Raw genomic sequence first — 16,948 nt, forward strand, 5'->3', positions numbered from 1 at the left:
CGGAATCCATGGCGTGCTCAAGAGTGCCTTGAGCCCGCCATACTGTCCACTGGCCTGTACTGTTTAACGCATCACGATGCCGCGATGAGCCATGTAGGCCTTGGCTTCCTGCACGGTGTATTCACCGAAGTGGAAAATACTCGCCGCCAGCACTGCACTGGCATGGCCTTCGAGAATGCCGTCGGCCAGATGCTGCAAGTTGCCAACACCACCGGACGCAATCACCGGAATCCCCAGCGCATCGCTGATGGCGCGGGTGACGCCCAGGTCAAAGCCGTTTTTCATGCCGTCCTGGTCCATGCTGGTCAGCAGGATTTCACCGGCACCGAGGCCTTCCATCTTCTTCGCCCACTCAACGGCGTCGAGGCCGGTTGGCTTGCGACCGCCATGGGTGAAGATTTCCCAGCGCGGGGTTTCGCCTGGGCCGGAAACTTTCTTCGCGTCGATGGCGACGACGATGCATTGCGAGCCGAAATGCTGGGCCGCTTCGCCGACGAATTCCGGGTTGAATACCGCAGCGGTGTTGATCGAGACCTTGTCCGCGCCGGCATTCAGCAAATTGCGAATGTCCTGCACGGTACGCACGCCACCGCCCACGGTCAGCGGGATGAACACCTGGCTGGCCATGCGCTCGACGGTATGCAGCGTGGTGTCGCGGCCATCGACGCTGGCAGTGATGTCGAGAAAGGTAATCTCGTCGGCACCCTGCTCGTCGTAGCGACGGGCGATTTCCACCGGGTCGCCGGCATCGCGAATGTTCTCGAACTTGACGCCCTTGACCACCCGGCCGTTATCCACGTCCAGGCAAGGGATGATGCGTTTGGCCAGCGCCATGGTGAGTCCTCAGCCTTTGTACGAATCGCAGAAAGCTTGCGCTTCAGCGACATCGAGGGTGCCTTCGTAGATCGCCCGGCCGGTGATGGCGCCGATGATGCCTGGTGCCTTGGCGTCGAGCAGCGACTTGATGTCACCCAGATTGTGGATACCGCCGGATGCAATGACCGGGATCTTCGTCGCAGCAGCCAGAGCAGCGGTGTAAGAGACGTTGCAGCCCTGCATCATGCCGTCTTTGGCGATGTCGGTATAAACGATCGCGGACACGCCGTCGGCCTCGAATTGCTTGGCCAGGTCGATGACCTGCACGGTGCTGATTTCAGCCCAGCCGTCGGTGGCGACAAATCCGTCTTTGGCATCCAGGCCGACGATCACCTTGCCTGGGAACGCGCGGCAGGCTTCGGCGACGAAGGCCGGATCTTTCACGGCCTTGGTGCCGATGATCACGTAGCTCACACCCGCTTTCACGTAGTGTTCGATGGTTTCCAGGGAACGGATACCGCCGCCGATCTGAATCGGCAGGTTCGGGTAGCGCTTGGCGATGGCGGTGACCACTTCGCCGTTGACCGGCTGGCCTTCGAACGCGCCATTCAGGTCGACCAGATGCAGACGACGGCAACCGCCCTCCACCCACTTGGCAGCCATGCTCACCGGGTCATCGGAGAACACCGTGGAATCTTCCATGCGGCCCTGGCGCAGACGAACACAGGCACCGTCTTTAAGATCGATAGCGGGAATAATCAGCATCTGGCAAACCTTCAAATTCGAGTATTCAGCTTCGCTCGGAAATCAGTTTTTCTCGAGCGCCCACAGGTCGCTTTCAATGCTTTCGAACCTCTCTTTGAGGTGCGTCTGCACATCGAAAATCGCCCTGTTGTAATAGTGCGGAGCAATTTCGCGGGTAAACAGCTCAAGGATTTCAGCCGCTTCGAACGAACCCAGGTCCAGCTCGAAGCGATCCTCCATGAAGCGTTTGATCTTGTGATTGGCCTCGTTCTCCTGTTCGGGAGTGAGGGTCAGGATCGGCGGCTTCTTCTTGACGGCCATTTACCAGCGACCATCCCACGCGGCGAAGTTCTGCAGCAATTGCAGGCCATGGGTATGGCTCTTCTCCGGGTGGAACTGCACGGCGAAACGCGAGCCATCGGCCAGCGCGGCGGCAAAATCGACACCGTAGTGACCGCCACCCACCACTTGCCGCGGGTTGCCGGCAGCGATGTAGTAGCTGTGCACGAAGTAGAAACGCGCCAGGTCCGGAATGTCGTGCCACAGCGGGTGACTCACCGTCTGCTTCACTTCGTTCCAGCCCATGTGCGGGACTTTCAGGTGTTCGCCGTCTTCGTGCAGATCTTTGCCGAAGAACTTCACCTGGCCCGGGAACAGGCCAATGCAGTCCACGCCGTTGTTCTCTTCACTGCTGTCGAGCAAGGCTTGCATGCCCACGCAGATGCCGAGGAACGGACGGTCCTGGCTGACTTCACGCACCAGCGAATCGAAGCCCAGGCGACGGATCTCCGCCATGCAATCGCGAATCGCGCCAACGCCGGGGAATACCACCCGGTCGGCTTCGCGAATCACATCGGCATCGCTGGTGATCAGCACCTTACCGGCACCGACGTGCTCGAGAGCCTTGGCCACCGAGTGCAGGTTGCCCATGCCGTAATCGATAACCGCGACCGTCTGCATTACAGAACGCCTTTGGTCGACGGCATCTGACCGGCCATGCGGTCATCCAGCTCCACGGCCATGCGCAGGGCACGGCCGAAAGCCTTGAACACGGTTTCGATCTGGTGGTGGGTGTTGTGCCCACGCAGATTGTCGATGTGCAGGGTGACGTTGGCGTGGTTGACGAAGCCCTGGAAAAATTCCTGGAACAGGTCAACGTCGAAACCGCCGACGGTCGCGCGGGTATAAGGAACATGCATCTGCAGGCCAGGGCGGCCGGAGAAGTCGATCACCACACGCGACAGCGCTTCATCGAGCGGCACGTAGGCGTGGCCGTAGCGACGGATGCCTTTCTTGTCGCCGATGGCTTTGGTGAAGGCCTGACCCAGGGTGATACCGACGTCTTCCACCGTGTGGTGGTCGTCGATATGCAGGTCGCCCTTGCTGACAATATCCAGGTCGATCAGCCCGTGACGGGCGATCTGGTCCAGCATGTGCTCAAGAAAAGGTACACCGATATCAAATCGGGCCTTTCCGGTGCCATCCAGGTTGATCGAGGCTTTGATCTGGGTTTCCAGAGTGTCGCGCTCGACAGACGCCATACGTTCGGCCATCACCAGCTCCGCAAAAATCATTGGGGCGAAAAAGGCAGCCATTATAGGGGCGCGGGCGCTAAACAGAAACACGAGAGGTGATATCACTGACGGAGTGAATCCCCTGCTGTCGGGGATAGACATGTCAGTACAAGCATCCCGGGACCACTGATCGCTCCCACGCTCTGCGTGGGAGTGCAGCCCTGGACGCTCCGCGTCCGCTCTGAATGTGACGCGGAGCGTCACGGGAGGCATTCCCACGCAGAGCGTGGGAACGATCAGTTACAGAGGTAATGCGTTTACTTAGTGGAAGAGAACCGCCGTTTTCTGCAGCGTCACCCAAACACCCCACGCCAACGGAATACCCACCACCAGCCACGCCGCCACCGCCAACGGCTTGGTGCCCGCATCGGCTTTCCACTCCAGCACGGTGCTGGCGTCAGCACCTTTGTCATGGCCCAGCGCCTGTTCGGCCGCCAGTTCAGCGTCGGTCATGAAGTACTTGTCGGCCACCGGGCGAACCATCAGGTTGCACAGGAACCCCAGCACCAGCAGGCCCGCGAGGATGTACAGGGTAATGTCGTATGCCGCGGCACGTTCAACGCCGATGCTCAGCTGGTATTCGCGCAGGTAGTTCACCAACACCGGCCCCAACACACCTGCCGCCGCCCACGCCGTCAGCAGACGACCGTGGATCGCGCCGACCATCTGCGTACCGAACAAGTCAGCCAGATAAGCCGGCACCGTCGCAAAACCACCGCCGTACATCGACAGGATGATGCAGAACGCCGCCACGAACAGCGCGACGCTGCCCAGGTGACCGAGGTTCGGGATCAGCGCGTACAGGGCAAAACCCAGGGCGAAGAACACAAAGTAGGTGTTCTTGCGGCCCAGGTAGTCCGAGAACGAGGCCCAGAAGAACCGGCCACCAATGTTGAACAGGCTCAGCAAACCGGTGAACCCGGCCGCAATCGCTGCGATCGAGGCCAGTTGCCCGGCATCCAGTTGACCAAACGTCTGGTCAGTGCCCAGCAATTTACCGGCGAACACTTCCTGCAACAGCGGCGAAGCCATACCGAGGATGCCGATACCCGCCGAAACGTTCAGGCACAGCACCAGCCACACCAGACGGAATTGCGGAGTTTTCCACGCCACATTCACATGGACGTGACGGTGAGTGATCATCGAGTTCGACGCTTTTTTCGCCGGAGCCGTCCAGCCTTCAGGCTTCCAGCCAGTTGGCGGAACGCGGTAAGACAGCGCGCCACCGATCATGAACACGAAGTAGATCGCGGCCATTACCAGGAAGCTCTGCCATACGCCCACGCTGGTTGGCGAAGCGAAGTGGCCCATCAGCGCTGCAGCCAGTGGAGCACCAACCATCGCGCCACCGCCGAAGCCCATGATCGCCATGCCTGTGGCCATGCCGCGCTTGTCCGGGAACCACTTGATCAGGGTCGAGACCGGCGAAATGTAACCCAGCCCCAGGCCGATACCGCCAATGACCCCGGAGCCGATCCACATCAGCCAGATTTGGTGGGTATAGACCCCGAGCGCCGAAATCAGCAGACCGCCACACCAGCACAGTGCCGATACCACACCGGCCTTGCGAGGACCTGCGTGTTCCAGCCAGCCGCCCCAGATCGCTGCCGAGCAGCCGAGGAAGATGAAGAACAGGGTGTAGATCCAGCCGAGCATCGAGATCGGCCAGTCGCATTGCGACGAAAAGACCTGAGCGATAAAGCTCATGTCCGGCGCGCAAGTCACGGCCTTGGTGACGCCCAAGGCTTTGGACAGAGGCAACCAGAACACCGAAAAGCCGTAGGCCATGCCGATGCACAGGTGGATGGCCAGAGCGGCCGGTGGTACCAGCCAACGGTTAAAACCGGGCTTGGCGATGATGCGTTCCTTGGACAGGAACGCGGGCTGGTCGGCAAAGCCGTCCGCCGTGATGCTCGTAGTCATGGTGTTTCCCCCAATTATTAGTATGGTTCGCCAGCCGTACTTCACCCCCAGCCTTTATGCACGCAGGCATGACTGTTTTTTAGGTGAAGCTCCATTTTGGTGCGACATCACGCCGCAGAAGGGACGGACGAACGGGCAGAGGTTACCATTTGCACGTGACAGAAAAACCAAACTGATATCACCTTTTTGTATGTCGTCTGTTCTCGTACAACCGCAACAAAATGTTTTCACGCGGATTAACTTTTCAAAGGAAACGCCATGCCGATCGTTGTCGAGCTGCTGAACCAAGCCACTTATCAGGATCAGCAAGACCTGCAGAAGATCTACCGCGATGCCCCGGACTGGCTGTTTGCGCCATTCGCAGGGGATACGCAGCTGATCGAAGGCTGCCTGCAGGACGGTTCGCTGATTGCCGGACGCTTCAACGATCGGCTGTTGGGTGCGGCACGCTTACAACGGCACCACGACGTCTGGCATTTGTCCCATCTATGCGTACGAAAAATCACCCGTCACCGTGGGGTTGCCGAGCGTCTGGTGAACGAAGCGCAGAAAATGGCGTCGCAAGCAGGCGCGACATTGCGGCTGTTGGCGCCTGCCGGGCACCTCGAAGCTCAAGAGCTGGCGGCTAAGCTGAAGGTGCCGCTGGATGAGCTCCCGATGTGATCGCTGACCGGTCAGCCACTTCGGAGCGCTATACTCCCCGGCTAAATTTCGAATTCGACTAATACAAGGACTCGCCCATGAAAGCGTTCGGCAAAATCCTGGGTCTGGTACTTCTCGGGCTGTTGCTGATCATTGTGGCGCTGGGCTTTGCCCTGACCCACCTCTTCGATCCCAACGACTATAAAGACGAGATTCGCCAGATTGCCCGAGACAAGGCCCACATCGAGCTGACGCTCAATGGCGATATCGGCTGGAGCCTGTTTCCCTGGCTGGGCCTTGAATTGCACGAAGCCAGTGTTGCAACCCTGGCCAAACCTGCCGAACCGTTCGCAGACTTGCAGATGCTCGGCCTGTCGGTGCGCGTGATTCCGCTGCTGCGCCGCGAAGTGCAGATGAGCGATGTGCGCGTCGAAGGCCTGAACCTGCGCCTGAATCGCGACAAGAACGGCCACGGCAACTGGGAAGACATCGGCAAGGCCCCGGCGCCTGCCACCCCGAGCACCTCGGCCACGCCGCCCGCCGCTACCGGCGAACCTGCGCCAACGACTACCGCCCAGGCCGAAAAACCGGCCCAGCCGATCCGCCTGGACATCGACAGCCTGACCGTCAACAACGCCCGCGTTGAGTACAGCGACGAGAAAACCGGCAAGCAGTTCAGCGCCGAAAGCATCCAGCTGAGCACTGGCCCCGTGCACGACTCGACCAACATCCCGGTCAAACTCACCGCGTTCCTCGGTACCAACCAACCGGTTCTGCGGGTGCGCACCGAACTGGCCGGCGAGTTGCGTTTCGAGCGTGCGCTGCAGCGCTACAAATTCGAAGACATGAAACTCTCCGGTGAAGTCGCTGGCGATCCGCTGCAAGGCAAGACCATGACCTTCGCCGCTCAAGGCCAACTGCTGCTGGACAAGGCCGCCAACGTCGCCGAATGGACCGGCATCAAGATCTCCGCCAACCAGTTGCGCGCCTTGGGTGAACTGAAGGCCAACGACCTCGACAAGACTCCGCAAATCAGCGGCGGCCTGTCGATTGCTCAATTCGATCTGGCGAAATTCGTCGACAGCATCGGCCAGAAACTCCCGGCGATGGCCGAAGGCAGCCTGAGCAAAGTCGAACTGGCCAGCCAGGTTGCCGGCACGCCGACCAGTTTGACCCTCGACAACCTCAACCTGAAACTCGATGACAGCACTTTCAGCGGCCGCATCGCGGTCGAGGACTTCGCCAGGCAATCGCTGCGACTGAACCTCAAGGCTGACACCTTCAACGTCGATCGTTACTTGCCGCCAAAATCCGCCGAAGCCAACAGCGCGAAGCAGGTGCGCCAGGCCGAAGTGGCCAGCACCGAGACCGAGGCCATGGCTGGCGCGGGCAGTTCGCCGCTGCCACCGTCACCGACCAAAGGCCCATGGAGCACCGAGCGTCTGTTGCCGGTGGAACGCCTGAGCAAACTCGACGTGGACGCCGACCTGACCTTCGGCCAGCTGACCCTCGACAAACTGCCGATCCAGAATGCTGCCCTCAAGGCCACCGGCCAAGGCGGCCTGCTGACGCTGGAAAACCTGCGCGGCGACCTGTACGACGGCAACTTCGAAGCCAAAGGTACCCTGGACGTGCGCCAGCAAGTGCCAGCGCTGAACATGCAGACGCGCATCAGCAAAGTGCCTGTAGAAAAAATCCTCGAAAGCCAGGGGAAAAATCCACCGGTCCAAGGCCTGGTGACACTCGATAGCGCGCTGACCAGCAGCGGCAATAGCCAGAGCGTGCTGATCGATAACCTCAACGGCAAGGCCAGTTTCGTCATCAACAACGGCGTGCTGCTCAATGCCAACCTTGAGCAGCAACTGTGCAAAGGCATCGCCACCCTGAATCGCAAAACCCTCACGGGCGAGCCACGGGGCAAGGACACACCGTTCGAAGAGCTCAAGGGCAACCTGACCTTCCACAACGGCGTGGCCAATAACCCGGACCTGAAAGTGCGCGTCCCGGGCATGACCGTGAACGGTAACGGCGACATCGACCTGCGGGTGCTGGGCATGGATTACCGCGTCGGCGTCATCGTCGAAGGCGACAAGAGCGACATGCCGGACCCGGCCTGCCAGGTCAGCGAGCGCTTCGTCGGCATCGAGTGGCCGCTGCGCTGCCGTGGCCCGCTGGAACTGGGTGCCAAGGCTTGCCGCGTCGACAACGAACGCATGGGACAAGTCGCGAGCAAACTGGCTGGCGAACGAATCAGCGAAAAAATCGACGAGAAGCTTGGCGATAAAGTCAGCCCGGAATTGAAAAACGCGCTCAAGGGGCTGTTCAAGCGATGAGAGCCGAGCAATTTTCAACGGCGGTGCTGGATTGGTACGACCGCCACGGCCGCCACGATTTGCCTTGGCAACAGGGCATCACCCCTTACCGGGTGTGGGTCTCGGAAATCATGTTGCAGCAAACCCAGGTCAGCACGGTGCTGAACTACTTCGACCGTTTCATGGCCTCGCTGCCGACGGTCGAAGCCCTGGCCGCCGCGCCGGAAGACGAAGTGCTGCACCTGTGGACCGGCCTTGGTTACTACACCCGCGCGCGCAACTTGCAGAAGACCGCGAAGATTGTCGTTGCCGAATATGGCGGCGAGTTTCCCCGTGATGTGGAAAAGCTCACCGACCTGCCAGGCATCGGCCTGTCCACCGCCGGCGCGATTGCCAGCCTGAGCATGGGCCTGCGGGCACCGATCCTCGATGGCAACGTCAAACGGGTGCTGGCGCGCTTTACCGCGCAAGAGGGTTATCCGGGCGAGCCCAAGGTTGCCAAACAGCTGTGGGCCAACGCTGAGCGCTTCACGCCCCATGATCGGGTCAACGCCTACACCCAGGCGATGATGGACCTGGGCGCCACGCTCTGCACCCGCAGCAAACCAAGCTGTCTGCTCTGCCCGCTGGAAAAGGGCTGCGAGGCGCACATGCTTGGCCTGGAAACCCGCTACCCGATCCCCAAACCGCGCAAAGCCGTGCCACAGAAGCGCACGCTGATGCCGATGCTCGCCAATGGCGAAGGGGCGATTCTGCTTTACCGTCGCCCCTCCACGGGCTTGTGGGGCGGTCTCTGGAGCCTGCCGGAACTCGACGACCTCGACGACCTTCAGCACCTGGCCTCGCAGCACTCGCTGGAACTGGGCAGCCAACAGGCACTGCCGAGCCTGGTACACACCTTCAGCCACTTTCAGTTATCCATCGAACCCTGGCTGGTTCAGGTCCAGGAGGCCGGCCATCACGTGGCCGAGGCCGACTGGCTCTGGTATAACCTCGCCACCCCGCCGCGCCTGGGCCTTGCCGCCCCGGTCAAAACCTTGCTCGAACGCGCGGCCGCCGTATTGAACGCAGGAGAGTCGTCATGACCCGCACCATCATGTGCCGCAAGTACAAAGAAGAATTGCCCGCCCTGGAGCGCGCCCCGTTCCCTGGCGCAAAAGGCCAAGACATTTTTGACCACGTCTCCGCCAAGGCCTGGGCCGACTGGCAGAAACACCAGACCCTGCTGATCAACGAAAAACGCCTGAACATGATGAACGCCGAAGACCGCAAATATCTTCAAGGCGAGATGGACAAGTTCTTTTCCGGCGAGGAATACGCCAAGGCTGAAGGCTACGTTCCGCCTGCTCAATAATTGATCAAAATCCGGGGTCGGCACGTAAGCGACGGTAATAATTAAATATTTTTTGAAAACTTGCTTGACGACCCCCTGAAAAACCAGTTTAATGCGCCCCGTTGCCCAGATAGCTCAGTCGGTAGAGCAGGGGATTGAAAATCCCCGTGTCGGCGGTTCGATTCCGTCTCTGGGCACCAAATACCGAAAACCCTGAATCGCAAGATTCAGGGTTTTTTTATGCCCGCGATTTGATCAGGCATCGAGCAAGTCGTCTCTCTTGGGCTAGTTTTCAGTATTCCAGTGGAAGACCAGATTGCGGGCGGGGCCACTTCCTACATCCGCCGTATCACGCCGCTCCTCACCATTGCGTGTCGCAACGACGGTGTACTTGCCAGGTGGCAGCTGTACGTAAACCAACGGGCCGGCCTCACTCAGCGTCAGCACGGGCTGACCCGGGTTTTTCTGAATGACCAGATTCACATCCGGAACATATTTGCCCTCCGCCCCGATGGAGAAGGTCATGTGCAGGTTGTAGCCCTGTGCTTGTTGAATGGCTCGAGCCTCATCCTCTCCGATCCCCCCGGACAAATAAGTAATCCCGTTTTGCTGTTGCTGCTGGACTTGCACGCCTGTGCTGTCGATCGGTTCAAGACTGGCGGCGTTAAGCACGACTGGAAACATCAGTACGCCGACGGCGGCGATGGGCAGCATGAATGAATGGACGTTCTTCATGATGGCGACTCCCGGGTTGCTCAGAACCCAATCGTTACTCTTTTTAGATTTGTTACCGAATGTTCAAGTTTTAGATCGATTCGCACTTGGGCTCACTGCGAATCGGACTACGTGATGTACTCCTCATGCATGGGCTGTCGTCGTCCCGATCCTGCAAAACAAATTCGCCTTTCCTTCCGATTTACCAGCAACGCCCGGCATCGCGGACTATCACTCTCTTGCCATCCTCTTCCGCCTGTTTCCTTCAGCCGCGGAAAATGTCATGAGCTCCCTCAAACCCGGTAACACACAAGATCCACAGGTCACTTCACTGCTTGGCAATCTGGGCGAATTGATCCGCGAAGCGCGTCAGAAGGTGCTGCGAGCGGTCGATACCGTTCAGGTGCAAACCTGTTGGCAGATCGGGCGGCATATTGTGGAGTTCGAACAGGAAGGCGCTCGGCGGGCGGTGTATGGCAAGCAGCTGCTATCGACGCTGGCGAAAGTACTGACGTCGGAGTTCGGGAAAGGCTTCGACGCTTCCAACCTTCGCTATATGCGCCTGTTCTATCAAGCATTCCCAATTCGTGACGCACTGCGTCACGAATTGAGCTGGACCCACTATCGCAGACTGCTACGAGTCGACAACGACAACGCTCGCCATTGGTACATGAACGAATCTGCTCTGCAGAACTGGTCAAGTCGCGCCCTCGAGCGTCAGATCAATACCCTCTATTACGAACGCCTGCTGGCGAGCCGCGACCGGGCTGCCGTCAAACAGGAAGCCGCCACCAACATCCAGCAAATGAACGCCAGCCCTCGGGATTTCATCCGCGACCCAGTGCTACTGGAATTTCTCGGCCTGCCCAATGCGGGCTTGATCCAGGAAAACGAACTTGAACAAGCACTGATCAATCAACTCCAGGGCTTTCTGCTCGAATTGGGCAAAGGCTTCGCCTTCATTGCTCGCCAGCAACGCATCAGTACCGAGAGCAAAGACTTCTACATCGATCTGGTGTTCTACAACTACCTGCTCAAGTGCTTCGTCATCTTCGACCTCAAGCGCGGCGTACTGACCCACCAGGATGTCGGCCAGATGGACATGTACGTGCGCATGTACGACGACCTCAAGCGCGGACCGGAGGATAGCCCCACCGTCGGCCTCATTCTCTGTGCGCAAAAAGATGAATCGGTGGTGCGCTATTCAGTGCTGCAAGGCAACGAACAACTGTTCGCCAGTACCTACAGACTGGTGCTGCCGAGCGAGGAGGAACTTCGCACAGAACTGGATCGGGAATGGGCGGTGCTTGAGGAGCGGTTACTCAAGCAGAGGCCCCGATAAGCACGGGTGGATTGTTCATAAACAGCGTGAAGACTATGGTGATTGGCTAACCGCAAAGGTTCAAAGCCGATGAATTTGCAGGACATGCCCTCACTGGCCCCGACGCAACTTGAATTGCCGTTACCCACCGGCACACCTGGTGAATCTTTCAACGAACCCGCCACCGACGGCTTCATCCTTGGCGGCTTCACCTGGCGGCATGCGAATCAAGACTCAACCCGTCCGGTGGTGATCATCAACGCCGCTACTTCAGTCCGTTGCCGACACTACTCGCGCTTCGCCGATTACCTGTTCGCCAACGGCTTCGACGTGATCACCTATGACTACCGCGGCATCGGTGAGTCGCGTCCCGCATCACTGAAAGGACTCAAGGCTTCATGGTCCGACTGGGGCATGCTGGATTTCGAGGCGATGCTGCAAAGAGCCCAACGCGAATTTCCGCAACAACCCATCAATGTCGTCGGCCACAGCTTCGGCGGTTGCGCGGCCGGGCTGGGAACCTCCGGGCATGTGATCCGACGGCTGGTGACGGTGGGTGCGCAGTTCGCTTACTGGCGCGACTATGCCCCTGCTCATCGCTGGCGAATGTTTGCCAAGTGGCATGTAGTGATGCCATTGATGACCATGCTTTACGGCTACTTTCCCGGCAAACGCCTCGGCTGGCTCGAAGACACCCCGGCTGGTGTAGTTCGCGACTGGAGCATGCCCAGCGCCCGATACGAGAAACGCCCCAGCGGTCGTGTCATCCACGCTAAAAACAGTCAGTTCCCCTTCGCCAACGTCACTGCCCAAACCCTGGCGATCAGCCTCAGCGACGATCCCTACGGCACGATTTCGGCCATCGAACGCCTGCTCGGCTACTTCACTGGCAGTACAAACACCCACCTGCGAATCGCCCCCGAAGATATCGGCGAAGAAGAAGTCGGACATTTCGCCTTTTTTCGCAGCGCATACCAAGCCACACTATGGCCCATTGCATTGTCCTGGCTGCAGACCGGCGAGCTGGCCCCCGATACACCCGGGCGGCGAGTGCCACGCAGTTGATGGATGCGCCCCCTCAATGAATTATGGAACGACGCCCATGGCCTCCGCCAACAAGCAGAACAAACGCGCCTCCCGCGCCAAAGCCAAGGCCAAGCAGAACCGCACCCAGCGGGCTGCCGCGCCGGTCGAGCTGGATCCGAACGACGATCGCATCGACTTCGAATCGGTGGACCTGACCGAACTGTTCAAGAAAATGATCGACGCCGAAAAAATCAATCAGCAAGCGATGTGCGCGGCCTTCCTGGAAGACCCGTTGCTGGAACTGGTGTACGAGCAGGAAGGCGAAGAAGGCGCAATGGACTTCATCCTCGCGGCACTGATCGAATACCGCCAATGGTCCACCGAGACAGACGAAGCCGGCGCTCTGTCGTGGATCGAGTCTGCGGCCTTCCAGGCTGACTACGTGGCGGCGTCCGACGCCATCGCAGCCCAAACCCAACAGAAATCAAACTGAGTTCCCATGGCATCCCTGAACAAGCAAGAGAAACGCGCCAAACGCGCAAAGGCCAAAGCCAAGCAGATCCGCATGGTCGGCAGAAAACCCGCAGAGCTGGACGACGACCTGGGCGGACTCGGCGAGCCGATTCCGGAATACACCCTGGCGATGTTCAGCAAAATGCGTGACGCCGAGGCCACCAGCCGCAACGACATGCTGCTGACCCTGCTGTCGAACCTCGCCGAAATCATCAGCGACCATCCCGAACTGCTGGACATGGAAAACGCCGACAACGAAGCCATGGCCGCCACGCACCTGGCCGCCGACATGCTGATCGACTACCGCATGTGGGCCGATGGCATGGACCGCGACGCCGCCCAGGCCTGGCTGACCGACCCGCAATTCATTACCGACTTTGGCGATGCGCTGGACAGCTATCGTCAGTCGCTGGACCTGCCGGTGGAAAAGGCCGAGTAAGGCTACTCCGCAAGTAAAAACGGCCGCTTGTCATCACTGACAGCGGCCGTTTTGCGTTACGCGGTACGAATCAGTTCAGCACCACCGCGCCCACTTTCTGCAGCTTGCGACGGCGAGCCACAAACAACCCGGCAGCCACCACCAACAAGCTCAACAGGCCGGTCGCGAGGATCTCCACGCGATGGGCGTCCTGGAACAGCATGATCGTCAGGGCCGCCACGATGAATACGATCACCGCGTAGGTCAGGCCCGGGAACAGCCACATGCTGAAGACGATTTTTTCGCCGCGGGCCATGCGCTGTTTGCGCATACGCAGTTGCGAAATCGCGATCACCAAATACACCAGCAGCGCGATGGCGCCGGAGCTGGCCAGCAGGAATTCGAACACGGCGGCCGGGGCCACGTAGTTGGCGAATGTTGCCAGGAACGCCGCGCCAGTCGACAGCATCACCGCCCAGTAGGGCGTGCCACTTTTGTTGGTGCGTGTCGACATGGCTGGTGCATCACCGCGCTTGCCCAGGGAAAACAGCATGCGTGACGAAGTGTAGAGAGCCGAGTTCAGGCAACTGGTCACGGCGACCAGTACGACGATGTCGACAATCAGCTTGGCGTTCGGGATGCCCATGCGTTCAAGCACGGTCTGGTAAGAACCCACGCTGGCCAGCACCGGGTCGTTCCATGGAACCAGCGCCACAACAATGAAGATCGATACGAGGTAGAACAGGCCGATCCGCCAGATAACCGAGTTGGTAGCCTTGGAAATCTGCTGGCCAGGGTTCTTCGATTCCGCGGCCGCGATGGTCACGATCTCGGTGCCCATGAAGGAAAACATGGTGGTCAGAATGGCGCCCAACACCGCCCCCATGCCGTTCGGCAGGAAGCCCTGAGTGTCGAACAAGTGCGAAACGCCGCTGACCTGGCTGGTCGGCAGAAAGCCAAAGATTGCCAGAACACCGAGGACGATGAAGCCGACGATCGCCACCACCTTGAGCAGGGCGAACCAGAACTCGAACTCACCGTAATTCTTCACGCTGAACAGGTTGGTAACCGTCAACAACATCGTGATGATCAGAGCGAAAGCCCAGATATCCACACCCGGGAACCAGGCATTTAGAATGTGCGCGGCAGCGTTAGCCTCCAGCGGGATGACCAAAACCCAGAACCACCAGTAGAGCCAACCGATGGTAAAACCGGCCCAGTGACCGATCGCGCGATCGGCGTACGTCGAGAAGGAACCGGTGTCTGGCGATGCAACGGCCATCTCGCCGAGCATGCGCATGACCAGAACCACCAGAGCACCGGCGGCCGCGTAGGCCAACAGCACGGCCGGGCCTGCAGCGGCGATGGCGTGACCGGAGCCGACAAACAGCCCGGCGCCGATCACCCCGGCGATCGACAGCATGGTCACATGACGCGGTTTTAGCCCCTGCTCGAGGCCGTTGGAGGAGCTTTGGCTACTACTCATTAAGACTACCTTTGCAAGTAAAGCGATTACGTCGGCCCGGTCTGACATTCCTTCTCGTAAAAAGAATCCAACAGGGCGTTTCTTATTCTGCACGCAATAATTGCGCCAAAATGTTTCATGCGCCCGCTATACGGGGCCTGCGCGCGGATCGAGCTGTCATCGCAAGTCATTGAGATTAATGGCATTTCGCCAGAGCGTTACCCTGCCACACACTTCAAGAACGAATCAGCGCACCGGAAACACACCAAAAAATTCGGGCACGCACAATAAAAGTGCAGATCAGGAACGTTTGGCCGGTTAGCGCTTCCAACACCCCGCCAAAGCTGGCAACATCGCGCCTTTTTTTGGATCCGCCGCCCCGTCTCTTTATTCAAAGACAGGGTTCAAACGGCTGTTCGGTTGATAGCAGCGCGACAGTCTGCTGTAACGATGCGACAACCTGCCACATGCCACCCGTTTACCGTCCGTAGCGCTGTTGGCTGCCATTCGAACGCTATGCTAGCTTGGCCGCCTCGCCAGGAAGGCCGCCAACAGCAGGAGCGCAAAACACTATGAGGAACGCACATGGCTGAGGCCACGCCCGCGCTTGAAATCCGCAACTTGCACAAACGCTACGGACAGCTTGAGGTGCTCAAAGGCATCTCGCTGACCGCCCGCGACGGCGACGTGATCTCGATCCTGGGTTCCTCCGGTTCCGGCAAGTCCACGTTCCTGCGTTGCATCAACCTGCTGGAAAACCCGCATCAGGGCCAGATCCTGGTAGCCGGCGAAGAACTCAAGCTCAAAGCCGCCAAGAACGGCGAACTGGTCGCTGCCGACGGCAAGCAGATCAATCGCCTGCGCAGCGAGATCGGTTTTGTATTTCAAAACTTTAATCTCTGGCCACACATGAGCGTGCTCGACAACATCATCGAAGCCCCGCGCCGCGTGCTCGGCCAAAGCAAAGCCGAAGCCATCGAAGTCGCCGAAGCCCTGCTGGCCAAGGTCGGCATCGCTGACAAGCGCCACGCCTATCCGGCGCAACTTTCCGGCGGCCAGCAGCAACGCGCGGCCATCGCCCGCACACTGGCGATGCAACCCAAGGTGATCCTGTTCGACGAGCCCACCTCCGCCCTTGACCCGGAAATGGTCCAGGAAGTACTTAATGTCATCCGCGCATTGGCCGAAGAAGGCCGCACCATGCTGCTCGTGACCCATGAAATGGGCTTCGCCCGTCAGGTTTCCAGCGAAGTGGTGTTCCTCCACCAAGGCCTGGTAGAGGAGCAAGGATCGCCACAGCAGGTGTTCGAAAACCCGCTTTCGGCGCGCTGCAAACAATTCATGTCCAGCAACCGCTAACGGAGCTACCCGCATGCAGAACTACAAAAAAATCTTCCTGGCCGCTGCTGTCACCCTGGCCTTCAGCGCCGGTGCCGTCGCCGAGACCTTGAAGATGGGCATCGAAGCGGCCTACCCGCCGTTCAACAACAAAGATGCCAGCGGCAATGTCGTCGGCTTCGATAAAGATATCGGCGATGCGCTGTGCGCCAAGATGAAAGTCGAGTGCACTGTGGTCACGTCCGACTGGGACGGCATCATTCCGGCCTTGAACGCCAAGAAGTTCGACTTCCTGATTTCCTCGATGTCGATCACCGATGAACGCAAGCAAGCGGTGGACTTCACTGAACCCTACTACTCCAACAAGCTGCAATTCATTGCCCCGAAAAACGTCGACTTCAAAACCGACAAGGCTTCGTTGCAAGGCAAGGTGATCGGCGCCCAACGCGCGACCCTGGCCGGCACCTGGCTGGAAGACAACATGGAAGGCGTCGAAGTCAAACTCTACGACACCCAGGAAAACGCCTACCTGGACCTGACTTCGGGTCGTCTGGACGGCATCCTGGCCGACAAATACGTCAACTATGAGTGGCTGAAAAGCGACGCTGGCCGTGCTTACGAATTCAAAGGCGACCCGGTGGAAGAAAGCGACAAGATCGGTATCGCTGTACGTAAAGGCGACCCGATCCGCGCGAGACTGAACCTTGCCCTGAAAGAAATCGTCGAGGACGGCACCTACAAAAAAATCAACGACAAGTACTTCCCGTTCAGCATCTATTGATTCTGAGCTGCCTGACCGGCGCCGTTCT

The 16,948-nt window shown here is 59.2% G+C and carries 18 protein-coding genes and 1 tRNA gene; 11 read left to right on the forward strand and 8 right to left on the reverse strand.

The annotated features are described in order from the left end of the window. Window positions 1–63: 63 nt before the first annotated feature. The 6 genes from hisF to PSH65_RS30110 form a co-directional block, all read right to left on the reverse strand. Window positions 64–834 carry an imidazole glycerol phosphate synthase subunit HisF gene (gene hisF / locus PSH65_RS30085; protein ID WP_007897430.1) on the reverse strand — a complete coding sequence of 257 codons (771 nt, stop codon included), beginning with the start codon at window positions 832–834 and terminating at the stop codon, window positions 64–66. Between the two features lie 9 nt (window positions 835–843). Further along, window positions 844–1,581, reverse strand: a complete 738-nt coding sequence (hisA, locus tag PSH65_RS30090; protein ID WP_019581800.1) for a 1-(5-phosphoribosyl)-5-[(5-phosphoribosylamino)methylideneamino]imidazole-4-carboxamide isomerase — start codon at window positions 1,579–1,581, stop codon at window positions 844–846. Between the two features lie 42 nt (window positions 1,582–1,623). Continuing rightward, window positions 1,624–1,881 carry a DUF2164 domain-containing protein gene (locus PSH65_RS30095; RefSeq protein WP_008024930.1) on the reverse strand — a complete coding sequence of 86 codons (258 nt, stop codon included), beginning with the start codon at window positions 1,879–1,881 and terminating at the stop codon, window positions 1,624–1,626. Then, entirely contained in the window at window positions 1,882–2,520 is a 639-nt protein-coding gene (gene hisH, locus PSH65_RS30100) for an imidazole glycerol phosphate synthase subunit HisH (protein ID WP_305424133.1), read from the reverse strand. Beyond that, window positions 2,520–3,113, reverse strand: coding sequence for an imidazoleglycerol-phosphate dehydratase HisB (gene hisB / locus PSH65_RS30105; protein WP_007939452.1), 594 nt, complete (start codon window positions 3,111–3,113; stop codon window positions 2,520–2,522). The genes hisH and hisB overlap by 1 nt, the downstream gene beginning before the upstream one ends. A 282-nt stretch (window positions 3,114–3,395) precedes the next feature. Further along, window positions 3,396–5,057 (reverse strand): OFA family MFS transporter, encoded by a 1,662-nt coding sequence (locus PSH65_RS30110; RefSeq protein WP_052962820.1) that lies wholly within the window; start codon window positions 5,055–5,057, stop codon window positions 3,396–3,398. Between the two features lie 258 nt (window positions 5,058–5,315). On the opposite strand from PSH65_RS30110, the gene PSH65_RS30115 reads away from it, so the two are divergent. The 5 genes from PSH65_RS30115 to PSH65_RS30135 all read left to right on the forward strand — a co-directional run bounded on the left by PSH65_RS30115 (window position 5,316) and on the right by PSH65_RS30135 (window position 9,544). Beyond that, window positions 5,316–5,720 carry an acetyl-CoA sensor PanZ family protein gene (locus tag PSH65_RS30115; RefSeq protein WP_305424135.1) on the forward strand — a complete coding sequence of 135 codons (405 nt, stop codon included), beginning with the start codon at window positions 5,316–5,318 and terminating at the stop codon, window positions 5,718–5,720. A 77-nt stretch (window positions 5,721–5,797) separates the two neighbouring features. Further along, a complete protein-coding gene (locus PSH65_RS30120) occupies window positions 5,798–8,032 on the forward strand; it encodes an AsmA family protein (protein ID WP_305424136.1) in 2,235 nt (744 codons plus the stop codon). Next, the gene (gene mutY, locus PSH65_RS30125) at window positions 8,029–9,096 is read left to right on the forward strand and encodes an A/G-specific adenine glycosylase (protein ID WP_030129291.1); all 1,068 of its coding nucleotides are present in this window, start codon (window positions 8,029–8,031) and stop codon (window positions 9,094–9,096) included. Before PSH65_RS30120 ends, mutY begins: the two co-directional genes overlap by 4 nt. Beyond that, window positions 9,093–9,365: an oxidative damage protection protein gene (locus PSH65_RS30130; RefSeq protein WP_007939458.1), complete on the forward strand. Its 273-nt coding sequence runs from the start codon at window positions 9,093–9,095 to the stop codon at window positions 9,363–9,365. Before mutY ends, PSH65_RS30130 begins: the two co-directional genes overlap by 4 nt. A gap of 103 nt (window positions 9,366–9,468) precedes the next feature. After that, window positions 9,469–9,544, forward strand: a tRNA-Phe gene (locus tag PSH65_RS30135). 85 nt (window positions 9,545–9,629) lie between these two features. Here the strand turns inward: PSH65_RS30135 and PSH65_RS30140 are convergent. Continuing rightward, entirely contained in the window at window positions 9,630–10,079 is a 450-nt protein-coding gene (locus tag PSH65_RS30140) for a carboxypeptidase regulatory-like domain-containing protein (RefSeq protein WP_305424139.1), read from the reverse strand. Between the two features lie 262 nt (window positions 10,080–10,341). Here PSH65_RS30140 and PSH65_RS30145 point away from each other — a divergent pair, with 262 nt between their 5' ends. The 4 genes from PSH65_RS30145 to PSH65_RS30160 all read left to right on the forward strand — a co-directional run bounded on the left by PSH65_RS30145 (window position 10,342) and on the right by PSH65_RS30160 (window position 13,357). Beyond that, window positions 10,342–11,400, forward strand: a complete 1,059-nt coding sequence (locus tag PSH65_RS30145) for a YhcG family protein (RefSeq protein ID WP_305424140.1) — start codon at window positions 10,342–10,344, stop codon at window positions 11,398–11,400. A gap of 69 nt (window positions 11,401–11,469) precedes the next feature. Beyond that, window positions 11,470–12,444, forward strand: a complete 975-nt coding sequence (locus PSH65_RS30150; RefSeq protein ID WP_305424142.1) for an alpha/beta fold hydrolase — start codon at window positions 11,470–11,472, stop codon at window positions 12,442–12,444. Between the two features lie 37 nt (window positions 12,445–12,481). Beyond that, window positions 12,482–12,898 carry a hypothetical protein gene (locus tag PSH65_RS30155; protein WP_305424143.1) on the forward strand — a complete coding sequence of 139 codons (417 nt, stop codon included), beginning with the start codon at window positions 12,482–12,484 and terminating at the stop codon, window positions 12,896–12,898. A 6-nt stretch (window positions 12,899–12,904) separates the two neighbouring features. Further along, window positions 12,905–13,357 carry a hypothetical protein gene (locus tag PSH65_RS30160; RefSeq protein ID WP_305424144.1) on the forward strand — a complete coding sequence of 151 codons (453 nt, stop codon included), beginning with the start codon at window positions 12,905–12,907 and terminating at the stop codon, window positions 13,355–13,357. A gap of 70 nt (window positions 13,358–13,427) precedes the next feature. Here PSH65_RS30160 and gabP read toward each other — a convergent pair whose 3' ends face one another. Further along, on the reverse strand, window positions 13,428–14,822 hold the full coding sequence (gene gabP / locus PSH65_RS30165) for a GABA permease (RefSeq protein ID WP_305424146.1): 1,395 nt from the start codon (window positions 14,820–14,822) through the stop codon (window positions 13,428–13,430). A gap of 564 nt (window positions 14,823–15,386) precedes the next feature. Here gabP and PSH65_RS30170 point away from each other — a divergent pair. Together PSH65_RS30170 and PSH65_RS30175 are read left to right on the forward strand one after the other, a co-directional pair. After that, the gene (locus PSH65_RS30170; RefSeq protein ID WP_007897462.1) at window positions 15,387–16,160 is read left to right on the forward strand and encodes an ABC transporter ATP-binding protein; all 774 of its coding nucleotides are present in this window, start codon (window positions 15,387–15,389) and stop codon (window positions 16,158–16,160) included. 13 nt (window positions 16,161–16,173) lie between these two features. After that, window positions 16,174–16,920, forward strand: a complete 747-nt coding sequence (locus PSH65_RS30175; protein ID WP_305424150.1) for an ABC transporter substrate-binding protein — start codon at window positions 16,174–16,176, stop codon at window positions 16,918–16,920. Window positions 16,921–16,948 lie beyond the last annotated feature (28 nt).

Source organism: Pseudomonas sp. FP603 (assembly GCF_030687415.1).
GTDB lineage: Bacteria > Pseudomonadota > Gammaproteobacteria > Pseudomonadales > Pseudomonadaceae > Aquipseudomonas > Aquipseudomonas wuhanensis.

Coding starts and splice junctions, on each gene's coding strand:
- PSH65_RS30155 (WP_305424143.1), top strand. CDS start 12,482: ATGGCCTCCGCCAACAAGCAGAACAAACGCGCCTCCCGCGCCAAAGCC.
- PSH65_RS30110 (WP_052962820.1), bottom strand. CDS start 5,057: ATGACTACGAGCATCACGGCGGACGGCTTTGCCGACCAGCCCGCGTTC.
- PSH65_RS30145 (WP_305424140.1), top strand. CDS start 10,342: ATGAGCTCCCTCAAACCCGGTAACACACAAGATCCACAGGTCACTTCA.
- PSH65_RS30170 (WP_007897462.1), top strand. CDS start 15,387: ATGGCTGAGGCCACGCCCGCGCTTGAAATCCGCAACTTGCACAAACGC.
- hisF (WP_007897430.1), bottom strand. CDS start 834: ATGGCGCTGGCCAAACGCATCATCCCTTGCCTGGACGTGGATAACGGC.
- hisB (WP_007939452.1), bottom strand. CDS start 3,113: ATGGCCGAACGTATGGCGTCTGTCGAGCGCGACACTCTGGAAACCCAG.
- hisA (WP_019581800.1), bottom strand. CDS start 1,581: ATGCTGATTATTCCCGCTATCGATCTTAAAGACGGTGCCTGTGTTCGT.
- PSH65_RS30130 (WP_007939458.1), top strand. CDS start 9,093: ATGACCCGCACCATCATGTGCCGCAAGTACAAAGAAGAATTGCCCGCC.
- gabP (WP_305424146.1), bottom strand. CDS start 14,822: ATGAGTAGTAGCCAAAGCTCCTCCAACGGCCTCGAGCAGGGGCTAAAA.
- PSH65_RS30175 (WP_305424150.1), top strand. CDS start 16,174: ATGCAGAACTACAAAAAAATCTTCCTGGCCGCTGCTGTCACCCTGGCC.
- PSH65_RS30115 (WP_305424135.1), top strand. CDS start 5,316: ATGCCGATCGTTGTCGAGCTGCTGAACCAAGCCACTTATCAGGATCAG.
- hisH (WP_305424133.1), bottom strand. CDS start 2,520: ATGCAGACGGTCGCGGTTATCGATTACGGCATGGGCAACCTGCACTCG.
- PSH65_RS30140 (WP_305424139.1), bottom strand. CDS start 10,079: ATGAAGAACGTCCATTCATTCATGCTGCCCATCGCCGCCGTCGGCGTA.
- mutY (WP_030129291.1), top strand. CDS start 8,029: ATGAGAGCCGAGCAATTTTCAACGGCGGTGCTGGATTGGTACGACCGC.
- PSH65_RS30150 (WP_305424142.1), top strand. CDS start 11,470: ATGAATTTGCAGGACATGCCCTCACTGGCCCCGACGCAACTTGAATTG.
- PSH65_RS30120 (WP_305424136.1), top strand. CDS start 5,798: ATGAAAGCGTTCGGCAAAATCCTGGGTCTGGTACTTCTCGGGCTGTTG.
- PSH65_RS30095 (WP_008024930.1), bottom strand. CDS start 1,881: ATGGCCGTCAAGAAGAAGCCGCCGATCCTGACCCTCACTCCCGAACAG.
- PSH65_RS30160 (WP_305424144.1), top strand. CDS start 12,905: ATGGCATCCCTGAACAAGCAAGAGAAACGCGCCAAACGCGCAAAGGCC.